General features: G+C 67.6%; 11 protein-coding genes and 3 pseudogenes. 9 read left to right on the top strand and 5 right to left on the bottom strand.

What is annotated here, in order from left to right; translation table 11 throughout:
* Nucleotides 1-26: 26 nt before the first annotated feature.
* Nucleotides 27-1890 (bottom strand): annotated as a pseudogene (gene dnaK / locus VS93_RS14515) (molecular chaperone DnaK).
* Nucleotides 1891-2335: 445 nt separating this feature from the next.
* On the opposite strand from dnaK, the pseudogene VS93_RS14510 reads away from it, so the two are divergent.
* Nucleotides 2336-4494 (top strand): annotated as a pseudogene (locus VS93_RS14510) ((Fe-S)-binding protein).
* Between the two features lie 83 nt (nucleotides 4495-4577).
* On the opposite strand, the gene VS93_RS14505 reads toward VS93_RS14510, so the two are convergent.
* A complete protein-coding gene (locus VS93_RS14505; RefSeq protein ID WP_046470466.1) occupies nucleotides 4578-4802 on the bottom strand; it encodes a hypothetical protein in 225 nt (74 codons plus the stop codon).
* A 402-nt stretch (nucleotides 4803-5204) separates the two neighbouring features.
* Nucleotides 5205-5735: a gamma carbonic anhydrase family protein gene (locus VS93_RS14500; RefSeq protein WP_046470465.1), complete on the bottom strand. Its 531-nt coding sequence runs from the start codon at nucleotides 5733-5735 to the stop codon at nucleotides 5205-5207.
* Nucleotides 5736-6094: 359 nt separating this feature from the next.
* Here VS93_RS14500 and VS93_RS14495 point away from each other — a divergent pair, with 359 nt between their 5' ends.
* From VS93_RS14495 to VS93_RS32535, 4 genes are all read left to right on the top strand, one after another.
* Nucleotides 6095-7249 (top strand): coiled-coil domain-containing protein, encoded by a 1155-nt coding sequence (locus VS93_RS14495; protein WP_046470464.1) that lies wholly within the window; start codon nucleotides 6095-6097, stop codon nucleotides 7247-7249.
* 191 nt (nucleotides 7250-7440) lie between these two features.
* Entirely contained in the window at nucleotides 7441-7890 is a 450-nt protein-coding gene (locus VS93_RS14490) for a GNAT family N-acetyltransferase (protein ID WP_046470463.1), read from the top strand.
* An 838-nt stretch (nucleotides 7891-8728) separates the two neighbouring features.
* On the top strand, nucleotides 8729-9058 hold the full coding sequence (locus VS93_RS32540) for a C40 family peptidase (RefSeq protein ID WP_162231685.1): 330 nt from the start codon (nucleotides 8729-8731) through the stop codon (nucleotides 9056-9058).
* Entirely contained in the window at nucleotides 9055-9237 is a 183-nt protein-coding gene (locus VS93_RS32535) for an NlpC/P60 family protein (RefSeq protein ID WP_156184843.1), read from the top strand. Before VS93_RS32540 ends, VS93_RS32535 begins: the two co-directional genes overlap by 4 nt.
* A 279-nt stretch (nucleotides 9238-9516) precedes the next feature.
* Here VS93_RS32535 and VS93_RS14480 read toward each other — a convergent pair whose 3' ends face one another.
* Entirely contained in the window at nucleotides 9517-9834 is a 318-nt protein-coding gene (locus VS93_RS14480; RefSeq protein WP_046470462.1) for a hypothetical protein, read from the bottom strand.
* Between the two features lie 218 nt (nucleotides 9835-10052).
* On the opposite strand from VS93_RS14480, the gene VS93_RS14475 reads away from it, so the two are divergent.
* Nucleotides 10053-10352 (top strand): DUF6412 domain-containing protein, encoded by a 300-nt coding sequence (locus VS93_RS14475; protein ID WP_052745761.1) that lies wholly within the window; start codon nucleotides 10053-10055, stop codon nucleotides 10350-10352.
* A 121-nt stretch (nucleotides 10353-10473) separates the two neighbouring features.
* Nucleotides 10474-11205 (top strand): YidC/Oxa1 family membrane protein insertase, encoded by a 732-nt coding sequence (locus tag VS93_RS14470; RefSeq protein WP_046470461.1) that lies wholly within the window; start codon nucleotides 10474-10476, stop codon nucleotides 11203-11205.
* A 35-nt stretch (nucleotides 11206-11240) separates the two neighbouring features.
* Here VS93_RS14470 and VS93_RS31695 read toward each other — a convergent pair.
* Nucleotides 11241-11902: pseudogene (locus VS93_RS31695) on the bottom strand (superoxide dismutase family protein).
* A 209-nt stretch (nucleotides 11903-12111) separates the two neighbouring features.
* Here VS93_RS31695 and VS93_RS14460 point away from each other — a divergent pair.
* Together VS93_RS14460 and VS93_RS14455 are read left to right on the top strand one after the other, a co-directional pair.
* Nucleotides 12112-13662, top strand: a complete 1551-nt coding sequence (locus tag VS93_RS14460) for an SLC13 family permease (protein ID WP_052745760.1) — start codon at nucleotides 12112-12114, stop codon at nucleotides 13660-13662.
* A 123-nt stretch (nucleotides 13663-13785) separates the two neighbouring features.
* Nucleotides 13786-14412 (top strand): YigZ family protein, encoded by a 627-nt coding sequence (locus tag VS93_RS14455; RefSeq protein WP_046470460.1) that lies wholly within the window; start codon nucleotides 13786-13788, stop codon nucleotides 14410-14412.
* The last annotated feature ends 68 nt before the right edge of the window (nucleotides 14413-14480 follow it).

Raw genomic sequence — 14480 nt, 5'->3', positions numbered from 1 at the left:
CCTCCTTGCCTTCCGCGTCCTACGACTCAGGCGTTGCCGTCCCGCTTCTCGTTCTCCTCGTCGACGATCTCGGCGTCCACGACGTCGCTGTCGTCGCCCTGGGATCCGGCTCCGGCATCGTCGCCGGCGTCGGCCCCCTGAGCGGTACCCGCCTGCTCGCCCTGCCCGTAGATCGCGGAACCGATCTTCTGGCTGGCCAGTGCGACCTTCTCGCTCGCCGAGCGGATGGCCTCGATGTCGGTGCCTCAAGCGCCTTCTTGAGCTCGCCAAGGGCCCCTTCGGTCTCGGACTTGACGTCCGCCGGGATCTTGTCCTCGTTGTCCTTGATGACCTTCTCGGTCTGGTAGACGAGGGACTCGGCGTTGTTGCGGACCTCGGCCTCCTCGCGGCGCTTTCGGTCCTCCTCCGCGTACTGCTCGGCCTCGTGGACCATCCGGTCGATCTCGTCCTTGCTCATGGCCGAGCCGCCGGAGATGGTCACCGACTGCTCCTTGCCGGTGCCGAGGTCCTTCGCGGTGACGTTCACGATGCCGTTGGCGTCGATGTCGAACGTGACCTCGATCTGCGGGACGCCGCGAGGCGCCGGCGGAATCCCGGTCAGGTCGAACACGCCCAGCTTCTTGTTGTACTGGGCCATTTCGCGTTCGCCCTGGTAGACCTGGATCTGCACCGAGGGCTGGTTGTCGTCGGCCGTCGTGAAGATCTCCGAGCGCTTGGTCGGGATCGTGGTGTTCTTCTCGATGAGCTTGCTGAACACGCCGCCCTTGGTCTCGATGCCCAGGGACAGCGGGGTCACGTCGAGCAGCAGGACGTCCTTGACCTCGCCCTTGAGCACACCGGCCTGGAGCGCGGCGCCGACGGCGACGACCTCGTCGGGGTTGACGCCCTTGTTGGGCTCCTTGCCGCCGGTGAGCTCCTTGACCACCTCGACGACCGCGGGCATCCGGGTCGAACCGCCGACCATGACCACGTGGTTGATCTGGTCAACGCTGATACCGGCGTCCTTGATGACCTGATGGAACGGTGCCTTGGTGCGCTCAAGCAGGTCGCTGGTGAGCCGCTGGAACTCGGCCCGGGTGAGCTTCTCGTCCAGGTGCAGCGGGCCCTCGGACGACGCCGTGATGTAGGGCAGGTTGATGGAGGACTCGCTGGAGCTGGACACCTCGATCTTGGCCTTCTCGGCGGCCTCGCGGAGGCGCTGCAGCGCCATCTTGTCCTTGGAGAGGTCAACACCGTTGGCGTTCTTGAACCGCTCGACCAGCCAGTCGACGACCGCCTGGTCCCAGTCGTCGCCGCCGAGGTGGTTGTCGCCGTTGGTGGCCTTCACCTCGACCACGCCGTCGCCGACCTCGAGCAGGGAGACGTCGAACGTGCCGCCACCGAGGTCGTAGACCAGGATCGTGGCTTCGTCCTCTTTCTCAAGGTGGTAGGCGAGCGCCGCGGAGGTGGGCTCGTTGATGATGCGCAGGACGTTGAGGCCCGCGATCTGCCCGGCTTCCTTGGTGGCCTGGCGCTGGGAGTCGCTGAAGTACGCCGGGACCGTGACGACGGCGTCGGTGACCTCCTCGCCCAGGTAGGCCTCGGCATCCCGCTTGAGCTTCTGCAGCACGAACGCGCTGATCTGCTGCGGGTTGAAGCTCTTGTCGTCGATCTCGGTGCTCCAGTCGGTCCCCATGTGGCGCTTGACCGACCGGATCGTCCGCTCGACGTTGGTGACCGCCTGACGCTTGGCGACCTCGCCCATCAGCACTTCGCCGTTCTTGGCGAAGGCAACGACGGACGGAGTGGTCCGGGCGCCCTCGGCGTTGGCGATCACCGTGGCTCGCCGCCTTCCAGGACCGAGACGACCGAGTTCGTCGTCCCAAGGTCGATTCCGACCGCTCGTGCCATGAGTACGTCCTCCGTCAAAGTTGAGTCTTACAGGCGCCAGTTTGCTTCGCCGGGTTCATGCTGTCAAATCACTTGAGTCGCTACGACTCATAGTCGATCGACACCTCTGTAAACGGATGAGGCCGGGCTGTTGTTCCCGGCTGGGGCGGCTTCCTCGCGGCCGGGTGAAGCACGCCGTCCGGTGCCGTCGGAGGGCGCCGGTGCCGGGCGCGGTCGGGTGTGTCCGTGAGGTTTCCAGGGGGTGACCAGGTAGGACGGCTGTGTGAGGTGAACCTGAGGGGGCGGGTCCGGTCGGCCTCGCCTAACGTAGAGTGCGACCTGATCGCGCCGGTCGTCCGCCCGTGCGGAGGGGATGGCGCACCATTGATTACTCGCTAGTAACATGTGTCCGGCATCTGGTGTGTGGCGCATCAGAGCACGACAGCACGTTGGGAGGCCGCGGGCGATGCTCTACATGATTCTCGGAATCATTACGACCGCCTTCGCCGTGGTCGGTGCAGCGGTGTTCGCCTTTGGCATCCGCCATATGGTGCGCACCGTGAGCGTCGGCCGTCCGGTGGAACCAGAACGCAAGGGGCCGTTCGGTCAGCGTCTGACGACCACGGTGATCGAGACGCTCGGGCACACGCGCATGCTCAAATGGCGCTGGATCGGCGTCGCGCACTGGTTCATCATGGTCTCGTTCCCGCTCTGGTGTTCACCGTCGCCGAGGCGCACGGAGAGGTGTGGAACCCGCACTTCCATCTGCCGGTCATCCACGACTGGATGATCTACGGCCTGGCGATGGAGGCCATCGCCGGGATCAGCCTGGTCGCGATCACCGGCCTGGCGATCTACCGCCAGGTTCGCGGACCCCGGCGGATCGGTCGCCAATCGCGGTTCGCGAACTCCCGGCACTGGCACGCCTACTACATCGAGGCCTACATCGTCGGCCTGCTCGCCTCGATCTTCGTGATCCGCGGCTTCAAGGTCGCGCTGGACGACTTCCCGTTCCCCGTGTGGGTCACCCCCATTTCGCACGCGGTCGGAGCCGCGCTGCCCCCGAGCGAGGCCGGACTCGCGCTCGTGGCGGCGTTCAAACTGATCATCTCCTGGATGTTCTTCCTGGTCCTGGGGCTGGTCATGACGATGGGCATCGGCTGGCACCGGTTCACCGCGCCCGTCAACATCTACTTCAAGCGCAACGCCGACGGCGCCCCCGCGCTCGGTGCGGCCAAGCCGATGATGGACAAGTCGGGCACGAAGCCGCTCGACTTCGAAGAGGCCGATCCCGACGAGGACCCATTCGGGGCCGGCAAGATCGAGGACTTCACCTGGAAGGGCCTGCTCGACTTCACCACCTGCACCGAGTGCGGGCGGTGCCAGTCGCAGTGCCCCGCGTGGAACACGGGCAAACCGCTCTCCCCCAAGAAGGTCGTCATGGACCTGCGGGAACACGCCTACGAGAAGGCCCCCTACCTGCTGAACGGGACGACGGAGGAGACCCCGGACATCCACGACGACGTCCTCTCCCTGCTCGGCAAGCCGCTGGTGGGCACCGAGGAGGAGGGCGGGGTCATCCACCCCGACGAGTTGTGGGCGTGCACCAACTGCGGTGCCTGCGTCGAGCAGTGCCCGGTCGACATCGAGCACATCGACCACATCATGGACATGCGCCGCTACCAGGTGATGATCGAGTCGAGTTTCCCCTCTGAGGCGAACACGCTGCTCAAGAACCTGGAGAACAAGGGCAACCCGTGGGGCATGAGTGAGGACAGGCGCCTCGACTGGATCTCCGAGCTCGACTTCGAGGTGCCCGTGGTCGAGGACACGCTGCCCGAGGGAACGGAATACCTGTTCTGGGTGGGGTGCGCCGGCGCCCTGGAGGACCGCGCCAAGAAGACCACCAAGGCGATCGCCGAACTGCTGCACATGGCGGGCGTGAAGTTCGCGGTGCTCGGCGGGATGGAGGCCTGCACCGGCGACCCCGCGCGCCGCTTGGGCATGGAGTACGTCTTCCAGATGCTCGCCCAGCAGAACGTGGAGACACTGAACGAGGCCGGTGCCACGAAGATCGTCGCGAGCTGCCCGCACTGTTTCAACACGCTCGGCAACGAGTACCCGCAACTCGGCGGCCACTATGACGTCGTCCACCACAGCCAGCTGCTGGCCACGCTGGTGGACGAGGGCAGGCTCACCCCGGTGCAGCCGGTCGAGGAGAACATCACCTACCATGACCCCTGCTTCCTGGGCCGCCACAACAAGGTGTACACGCCGCCCCGCGAGATCATGGCGCAGGTGCCCGGTGTCAAGACCCAGGAGATGCACCGGCACAAGGAGCGGGGCTTCTGCTGCGGCGCGGGCGGCGCCCGGATGTGGATGGAGGAGCGCATCGGCAAGCGCATCAACACCGAGCGCGTGGACGAGGCGCTGACCACCAACCCCGACACCGTTTCCACCGCCTGCCCGTTCTGCCAGGTGATGCTCGGCGACGCGATCAACGAGAAGAAGTCCGCGGGCGAGGCCAAGGAGAGCCTGGAGGTCGTCGACGTCTCCCAGCTGCTGCTCCGCTCGGTCAAGGACGGGCGCCCCACCACCGAGGAGGTGGAGGCGGAGAAGGCCTAGCGCTCTGGTCGGGAGAGCTCGTCAAGGGCGGTGCCGCGCGACAGCGCGGCACCGCCCTTGAACGTTCGGGTGCGCGGGTGCCCTCACCGCCGCGATCGCCGGGGTACGCGGGACCGGCGCGGCGTGCAGAACGAGGGCATGGGCGGGGGATCCGGTTCCCGCACGGGGCGCACCCCCAGTACCCGGTCGATCTCGTCGAGGGTGAGGCTGCACTCCGCCGTTGCCACGGCGGTCAGGAGTTCGGTGTAGAGCTCGATCTCGGCGAGTGCGACGTGATCGTGAAGGCGTGGATCGATGCTGTGATCCAACCGCGCCCACCTCCATCGAACAGCGCTATGCGGCCACCTCCGGCCCGTGTTGACCTCCCCGGACACAGGAACGTCCGTACCACTGGCATCATCGCCGGTCCGGTGCATCAGGCCGATCGGCCCGCTCGGGCATCGCGCCTCAGAATCAAGGCTACGCTCGGGTAGCTCCGCGGCGCATGACCCATAGGGACCATTCTCGGACCACGGCCGATGTAGTCACCTGGGGGTACCGTTCCACCGTATTCCGGGCACCGATGGGACTAGGGCGATCGAATCCGTGGTGCTATTTCCCTTCGTTCAGCTGGGGATCCGCGGCCCGCGGCGACCGCTGTGAGCGGGGATCGGGCCCCCGGGGGCGGGCGAGCAGCCGGTGGCCCGCAACCGGGGGAGCCGGGGACCGGGTTATCCGCGCCAGCGGACCGCTTTGTGCTCCTCTGCGTAGCCCGCATACTTCTCCGGGGTCGAGGCGAACGACCCGCGATCGTCGTCGGTCAGGTCGCGGACCACCTTGCCGGGCACGCCCGCCCACAGGGTGTCCGGCGGGACGGTCTTCCCCGGGGGGACGAGCGCACCCGCCGCGACGAGCGCGCCCTTGCCGACTCGGGCCCCACCGAGCACCTTCGCCCCGATCCCGATCAGCGCACCCTCCTCGATCACGGCCCCGTGGACCATCGCCTGGTGCCCCAGACTGACCCGGTCTGCCAGGACGGCGGGCTCCCCGGGATCGGAGTGCATCCCGCACTGGTCCTGAATGTTGCAGTATTCGCCCACGATGATGTCCTCGGTGTCGGCGCGCAGCACGGAGCCGTACCAGACACTGCTGGCGGCGCCGATGCGGACCCGCCCGATGACGATGGCTCCGGGGGCGATCCAGGCTTCGGGGTGGATGTCGGGTTCGCCGAACGGGGCGTCTCCCACGAGGGGACCGGTCATCTTGGGCCTCCTACGGCCATTGTGCGGGGGGCGGGAGAGGACGAGAATGATCCGCGTCCCGCACTGGGCGTTCAAGATCGCGCATACCTTAGTAAGAGTACGAACACGGTAGTCACAAGATGGCGACAGGGTTCGTCCAGCCCATTGAAGAGGCGAGGACGGGCCGTTACGGTGGTCGCCCCTAAGGTGTTCGCTACGTCACACTTCGCACATGACTCGGACCTCTGTCGTCGTCGTCCGAGACACCCCGAGTATCAGGGAAATGGAGGTCACGGACGTGGTTTCGGGGTGTCATGGGAATAACACACAGGGGGCCGAGGTACCTCCCCCGACTTGCAGCCGACCTGGTTGATTAGGACATGAACGAGCACAGCACTGAGATTCTGCCGAATCTACTCCGAGAAGACGCCTTCCCTACCGTGCGCAAGGGTGGCTACGACAAGCGTCAGGTCGACGACTTCGTCGTGCGCAACCACAACCAGATCCGCGATCTTCAGGAGCGGCTGGCCCGGGCGCACGACGAACTGGAACAGTTGCGCCGCGAGCTCGCCGAGGTCAAGGAGAAGGCCGCGGAGAAGCCTGAGCACGAGCAGATAAGCGCACGTATGGCCGAGATCCTGCGCATAGCGGAGGAGGAGGCCAAGGACAAGCGCTCCAAGATCGACGACGAGGTCGAGTCGATCCGGAAGAAAGCCGAGGAAGCGGCCAACAAGCGGGTGAAGGACGCCGAGGAGCACGCCGAGCGCGTGGTCTCCAGCGCCCGATCCGAGGCCACCGAGATGGTCAGCGGGGCCAAGAAGGAAGCCGAGCAGCTCCGTTCCCAGGCCAAGCAGGACTCGGAGCGGCGCGTCAGCGACGCCGAGGTCCGCGCCAAGAAGATCAACGACACCGCTGACCGGCGCCTGGCCACGCTCACTGCGACGCATGACGAAGCCGTCCGCCGCCTGGGCGACATGCACGGGACCCTGGCCGAACTGCTGAGGGCGGAGAAGGAGGCCGGCCCTCTGGAGACCGGCCTTTCCCAGGAGGAGGTCGAGGCGGAGCAGAACGCGAACTCATCCGACGACGCCTCCACCGCGCAGCCCGCGAAGGGCCAGGACGGACAAGGGGGCGCTGCGGCGTCGAAGGGTGCTTCCGCCGCCCAGCAGTCCGCGCCGCAGGGAAAGTCCGGCAAGGCCGCCCAGGAGGTTCAGGAGGAGGGAGAGCAGACCGTCAAGCTCGACCCTTCCTCGACCGAGCAGGGCGGTGACTCCACCGTCAAGTTCGACTCCGGTGCCGCGGACGGCTCGGAGACGCAGCAGAAGATGGCCTCCCAGCCGGTGCGCAACACCCCGTCGCGGCCGCCGCAGGGCGCGCGCGTCGACGCTCCCGCACCGGAGGAGGCCGTTCAGCAGCCGGGGCAGGCGGCCGGAGGGCCGGGGATCACGGGCGTCTACCGTGCTCCCGAAGGCCAGATACCGCAGAAGCCCATGAACAGCGAGGCCACCGAGGGCGTGCGCATCATAAGGCCCTGACCTCGAGGTGGGTAGACCACGTGGAGATCGTGAGAGGCCGCGTGTCCACCCAACCGGATGGGAATGGTCGGCTGGTCGGGCTGTGGGGGTGCCGGAGGCGGTAGCGGAGGCTCCGCCCCGGCGCCCTTTTATCCCTACTTGCAGGGGGACGTCGGTCCTGTCGCCCGAGGTCGGCTACGATGCCCGGAGCCATGATTATCCGTGCGGCCATTCGCTCTGACCTCGGCGCTATTCTGCGGCTTCTCCGTGAACTAGGCGACGCGACGCCGGCGCAGACTAGCACCGTCCGTATGTCCTCGGCTGCGGTGCGTGCCTGGACGCGCATCGAGAACGACCCCGATCGCACCGTTCTGGTGGCCGAGCGCCGCGGGCAGATCATCGGCACGCTCGACCTGGTGATGATCGCCAATCTGACGCATGACGCCCAATCGTGGGCGATCATCGACAACGTCGTGGTCGACCCGGCGATGCGCCGGCGCGGTGTGGGGCGGGCGCTCATGGAGGACGCGGTGGAACGGGTGTCCCGCGTGGGCTGCTACAAGATCGAACTGCTCTCTCACGGTGCCGATGACGGCCTCCACGCGTTCTACCGCTCATTGGGCTTCCAGAATTCCGCCGAGGGCTTCCGCCGCTACCTGTAGCCGGGCCGGGCGGTAGGTGCCCGGTCGGCGGCTCCCCGCGGTCCCGCGAGTCTGTACCCCTCCCCGACCGGGAATCCTTGACTATACATACCGGTGTAGCTACCCTTGATGTCAGAGGTAAACCGACTGGTATGGCAACTAAGTTCGGGGGTGCCGCAGTGCTGAAGGGAACGATTCGCGTACTGGTCAAAGCTGTCGTGGAGTGGACGCGGGAGACAGATCGCGGGCTTGCGGTCATGCGAGGCGATCGGGATGCTCCGGCCTGGTATCGGGCGGTGGCGTCCGCGTCGACGGAGAACGGGTGGCCCTCGCCGCCGTATGACCCGGCGGCCGAGCCGGATGCCTTCCGGTCTCGCAGGACCCCGTGAGAGAGGGCGAGCGACCGGATTTTTCCGCGTGGCCTTTCCGTCGCCGGATCCCGCAGAGCGCGTGCGCAACGGGAGAACACCCACTTTTCCGGGATCGACCGGGAGAAGAGGACATATCAGGTCGATTCCTGAGATGTGGTGAGTGGGGCGTTGTGAAGTTTCCGTTTATCGCATGGTGTTGGCGTTCTTCCGAGATGCGGAGTGAAAACTTTTTATGTTGCACGTTTTCCCTGGTCGTGGCCATCTTTAAAATGTTTCCATTGGGCGTTTTTACGGTGTCCCGTGCTCTCTAGATTTCATTGCGACACGCCTGTGGATGCGTGAATACTGGACGGTGTCGTTGTTTGTGTTTCCCTTGCGAATAAGTCCAACCGCATTATTGGGATGCGGTAATTGGGCCGTCCATAGGGGGAAACATGGGTACCTGCACCGTTGGCGAGCGGCCTCGCGCATGGAAGAGACCGCAGCGCATGACCCAGGCGGCAGTGACCTTATCGGCGGTGGCGGCGGCGGCCGCGTTCGGTATCGCCTCCGCGGCGCCGGCCGCCGCCAAGTCCGCGGGGCCGGCCGACTCCGAACCCGCGGAGCCGGTCGCTGTAGAGGAGACCACCCAGGAATCGAGCGGCAGTGCTGCCAGCGTCGTCGAGCACGCGCAGAACCAAATCGGCAAGCCCTACCGGAGAGGGGGAGCCGGGCCGGACGCGTTCGACTGCTCGGGCCTGGTGCAATGGGTCTACAAACAGGTCGGCAAGGATCTCAGTCGAACCACCTTTGACCAGATCAATGAGGCACGTCGGTGAACCGCTCCGACCTCAGGCCCGGGGATCTGGTCTTTTTCTATTCCGGGCCGAGCCACGTGGGGATATACGTGGGCGACAACAAGATGGTGCACGCCCCGAAGCCCGGGCGGAGCGTCGAGGTCGTCAACATGGCCAATTACTGGGACGGCCAGTACACGGGGGCACGGCGGGTCGCCTGATCGCAACGGAGGCGCTCTGTAAACCCCGAGAAGGGAGGAGCGGGCGCGGGTGCGCCCGCTCCTCCCCGTTTCCGGTTCATCGGATACTTTCCAGCGTCATGGTCCGGCGTGTGCTCTCTCGAAAGGCGCGCGGTCGGCCGCCGCCACTCGGCCCCGCCCCGAGGCGCCGGACGGAAGGCCCGGGGAGCGGGCGGAAACCGCGGGTGAGCAGCGTGGCTCCGGTGAAACGGCGCCAGGGGGTCCGCGCCCGTGCCGGCGCGTCCTCCCAGCGAACGGGGGTCAGCCGAGAACGATGGCCCCGGCCAGGACGGGATCACCGAAGCGCACGGAACCGCTGCCGGAGGCGACTGCCCGTCCGGTCTGGCAGTTCGTACCCGCGAACAGCGCGTACTTGGTGGGCGACTCGGTGTCGATCGCGGTGACCCCGCCCTCCCCGGAGGTGAGGACCCGGCAGCCGCCGCCGTCGATGACCTGCTGATAACCCGACTCGAAAGTCAGTGTCACCTTTGGGGGCCTGCTCTCGCCGGCTGGGACACCACCCAGTGCTCCCGCGATGGTGGCGGACATGGTGGCGAGGTTCGCGGGACGGATCGGCACGGCTATCTTCCCTCGTAGGGTGGGGGCAATATCACTCTTTGTATTTAGCTATAGCTGAGGGTGATCGGATGGAATTCCCGTCGGCGTGTCGCCACATCAGGCAGGCCGCCGGTGCGTGCCTTGCACGGCCGCGTCTCGCCCACCCGAGCTATGCTGGGGACGACCCGCGTCGTCCGCAATCCGGTCGCGATCGGCGCGGCTACGCCGGGGAGGTGCACGTGGCCGCCATCTACACGCTGCTCCACCTCCTGTTCTTCGGAGCGGAGAGCGCCTGGCCGCTGAGCTCCCTCCCGACAGCCGGGGCCCTCACCGCACTGGCCGTCGTCGCGATCGGGGCCGCACTGGCCTGGATGGCCGTGCGCGGCATCCGCGCGTGGCCGCTTCTCGACGGCGGGGTTTCCCGCTGCGGCGCCGTGCTGCGCCGGGCCGAACGCGCTGTCGTCGCCCCCGTTCGCCACCCCGGTACCCCCGGCAAGCCCCGTCCCCGAGCGCCGGGAGCGGCACCGGTGGCCGCGTAGACCGGCGCGTTCGCGACTCCCCGGCCCGTGGGGGCATCCTGCTTTCCTCGACCGCGCTGACGCGTGGCCACCTCGTCTGTGTCCTTTTCCGGTTTCCTCCCGTCAGACGAGGGGCTCTGCCATGTACGGCTTTCCGCCGATCGCGGCCGCTATGGGTGCGGCCTTCACCGTTGTCATGACGCTTACCGGGGCTTTCACCCCACTCTTCGGGGACGCGGCCGCCGCCGTTGCCGTGGTCAGCCTGACCGTCCTTGTCCGCGTGGCGCTGCTCCCACTCGGTTACGCGCAGGTCCGCGGTGAGAAGGCCCGGGCGCGGCTCGCGCCGAAGCTCCGGAAGCTGCAACGCAGGCACGGCAGGAACCGCGAGCGTCTGGTCGCCGAGCAGCAGGGGCTCTACGCCGCCGAGGGTGTCTCCCCCCTGGCCGGATGCCTGCCCATGCTCGCGCAGGTACCGGTTTTCGCCGCACTGTACGGCGTGTTCGCCGGCGTGGCCGCTGCCGGTGCGCCGAACACGCTGCTCACGCACACTCTCGGCGGAGTCCCCCTGGGGGCGACGCTCACGGGGAGCCTCGCGGCCGGAACCGGGCCGCACATGCTGGTCTTCGCCACTCTGTTGGGGGTCCTCGCCGGGATCGCCTGGTTGTCGCGGCGCCTGCTGGCGCTCCCGGCGCTCGCCGCGAGCGCGGAGACGGGCGCACCGGCGCTTCCCGGCGCCGGGGTGCTGTCCTACCTGTCGTTCGGCGCGGTGGTCGTCGCCGCCTTCGTTCCGCTCGCCGCGGGCCTGTACCTGGCGACGACCACCGCATGGACAGTGGTCGAGCGTACGGCGCTGCGTCGGCTCGTCACCGGGTAGCGGCGGGCGGCCCGGGCCGCCCGCCTTCACTCGCGTTACAGCGGCACGTTCACACAGGCCAGGCGGTCACCGGCCTGGCCGGCTTCGCCCTCTTCCTCCGCTGTGTGCTCTTCGTGGAGCACGATCGAGTTGGCCTCGCCTTCACGCGGCAGCCAGTCGACCTTGGCCTGCTGCGCCGCGTTGCCCTCGCTGTCGGTGGTGAAGTCCAGCCAGACCTCGTTCTCCGGGTTGGCGTACTCGGGGTTGGCGGAGGGGGTGTCGGCGTCGGCCTCGGGGTCGGCCTCGTCCTGGTAGTGCGGGCCGGAGTCGGCGGGGTCCGCACCGCAGGGGTCCGTGTGCAGGTGGGCACCGAAGTCCCGGTCGGCTTCGAGGCCGGTCACGGCGACCGTGTACGCGGAGCCCTCGCTCTCCTCGGTGACCGTGACGTCGATGGTGGCCCCCTCGGGCACCGCCTCTTCGTCGTAGGCGGCGGCCTCGACTCCGTCCCCGTAGGCTCGAACGTCTCGGAGAGCGACGCCAGTTCGGTGGGGCCCTCCTTTTCAGCGGCCGCCCCCTCTCCCTCCTGCGCCCCTTCTTGGGCGTCGAGAGCCGTGTCCTGGCCGCCCTCCTCGGTGTCGGCTTCATCGGCTCCGCCGCCGCAACCCGCGACGAGCAGTGAGGACAGGGCCAATCCAATGACGAATCGTGTGTCGAGCAAGTCGGCACTCCAAGCTTGGTCGAAGGGTCTCAGAATCCGCCGCTTACGCTACCCAAAGTGTTCGTAAGATTACGGGAAGGAAGGGCCGCGACACGCGAAAGGGCTTCGTTGCGACTTCGATACCCGCTATCAGGCCTGGTCGCGCGGTGAGTGGTGACGATCCCACCGGGAAGTAATCTGCACCACAACAGCCGTTGAGGAGGTCCCGAATGTCGACGGAGTCCGTGCGGAGCTCGGATACCTCCGGGGCCGGCGCCCCCGAACTCCCGACCCCCGGCGCTTCGGAGGACGGCGGAGGGCTGGTCCGCAGGCGTGTGGGGCTGGTACTCGGTCTTGTGCTGGCCGCGGGCGTCTACCTCGTACTGCCTGATTCCCTGGCCGAGGACGGTAAGAGGACCGCGGCCGTCGCCACTCTCATGGCCGTCTGGTGGATGACGGAGGCCATCCCCATTCCGGCCACGGCGCTGATCCCCTTGGTGCTGTTCCCGGTCATGCTGGCCGAGGCGAATATCACGAGTGTCGCCGCGCCGTACGCCAACGAGGTCATCTTCCTGTTCATGGGCGGGTTCATGCTCGCCCTGGCCATGCAGCGCTGGAACCTGCACCGGCGTATCGCGCTGAGCGTCGTGGCGAGCATAGGCAGCAGCCCCGTCATGCTGATCGCCGGGTTCATGCTGGCCACCGCATTCATCACCATGTGGGTGAGCAACACCGCCACCGCGATCATGATGTTGCCGATCGCGCTGTCGGTGCTCACCCTCGTCGCCCAGCTCGGCGACGGCAGGACCGACCCCAACTTCGGCACCGCGCTGATGCTGGGGGTCGCCTACGCCGCCTCGATCGGGTCGGTGTCGACGATCATCGGCACCCCGCCCAACGCGTTCATGGTCGGCTACCTGGCGGAGGAGCAGGGCATCAGCATCGGCTTCGGCCAGTGGATGATGGTGGGCCTCCCGCTGGCACTGGTGTTCCTGGTGATCGCGTGGCTGGTGCTGACCCGGCTCATCTACCCGCCGAAGATCAAGGAGCTGCCCGGCGGCCGCGAGCTGGTCCGCGGCCAGCTACGCGAGATGGGGCCGATGTCGCGGGGCGAGTGGACGGTGCTGGTCGTCTTCGTCCTGGCCGCGCTGTCCTGGATCACGATCCCGCTGCTGGCCGGGACCGAGACCATCGGCGGGGCCCTGCCCTGGCTGGCGAGTATCGACGACGCCGGCATCGCCATGGCCGTCGCGGTGGCGCTGTTCGTCATCCCCGTGGACGCCCGCAACGGGGTCGCCGCTCTCGACTGGCAGACAGCGGTGCAGCTCCCTTGGGGCATCCTGCTGCTGTTCGGCGGCGGGCTGAGCCTGTCCGCCCAGTTCGGCGACACCGGTCTGAGCGACTGGATCGGTGAGCGGGTCGAGCTCTTGGGCGGAGTGCCCGGCTGGGTGCTGATCCTGGTCGTGACCGCGCTGGTGCTGCTGCTCACCGAGCTGACCAGCAACACGGCGACGGCGACCATCTTCGTCCCGGTCATGGCCGGGGTCGCCCTGGGGATGGGGCTCGACGTCATGACCCTGGTGGTCCCGGTCGCCCTGGCGGCCTCGCTGGCGTTCATGCTGCCTGTGGCGACGCCGCCCAACGCGATCGTGTTCGGCTCCGGCTATGTGCGCATCGGGCAGATGGTCAAGGGCGGCGTCTGGCTGAACCTCGTCGCGGTGGTCCTTGTCCTGCTGACGATGTACTCGATCGCGATGTGGGTCTTCGGGCTGTCCGTCTGACCCGGCCGCGGGACCTCCCGGGCCCCGGGAGGTCCCGCCGGCGGGCGGCGGCGCCCGGCGTAGGATGAGGGAGCTTCGACTTCCCTTCCACGAGCGAGGCCGGGGAGCGCGCATCAGAGACCGATGAGGACCATCAAGCGCGGTGGCGAGTACGAGCTCGACATCAGAAAATCCCGCTTCGTCTGCGCGCTCGCGCGCGTGGCGGACGAGGAGGAGGCGCGGGCGTTCATCGCCGAACGGCGCAGGCTGCACTGGAACGCCACGCACAACTGCACCGCCTACGTGCTCGGTTCCAACGGTGACGCGCAGCGCTGCAATGACGACGGCGAGCCCGCCGGAACCGCGGGTGTTCCGATGCTGGAGGTGCTCCGGCGCCGCCGGATCACCGGCGCCGTCGCGGTCGTGTCCCGCTACTTCGGAGGGGTCAAACTGGGGGCCGGCGGGCTGGTCCGCGCCTATGGCAACGCGGTGTCCGCCGCGGTCGGCGACGTCGGAGTGCTGGAGCGGCGCGTCCTCCTTGTCGTCACCGTGATCGCCGACTACCTGAGGGCCGGCAGGCTGGAGAGCGAATTGCGCGAGTCCCGCCATTACGTGCGGCAGGTCCGCTACGGTACCGACGTCGAATTCGATGTCGCCATCGCCGAGTCCGAGCTCCCGGAGTTCGAGGGGCGGCTGGCCGAGACGACCGGCGGCAGCGCCGTATCCGAGGTCCAGGGCACGACAACGATCGAGGTGGAAGCGGCGTTCTGACACGCCCGGCGACCGGGTATGGTCCCATGGCGGGCCGACTGCGATGGTCCGGGTAACGGGCGTATCTC

This window comes from Allosalinactinospora lopnorensis, assembly GCF_000981225.1.
In the GTDB taxonomy this organism is placed as follows: Bacteria; Actinomycetota; Actinomycetes; order Streptosporangiales; family Streptosporangiaceae; genus Allosalinactinospora; species Allosalinactinospora lopnorensis.
The sequence above is the reverse complement of the archived record's forward strand: the minus strand, read 5'-3'. Positions and strand labels throughout refer to the sequence as shown.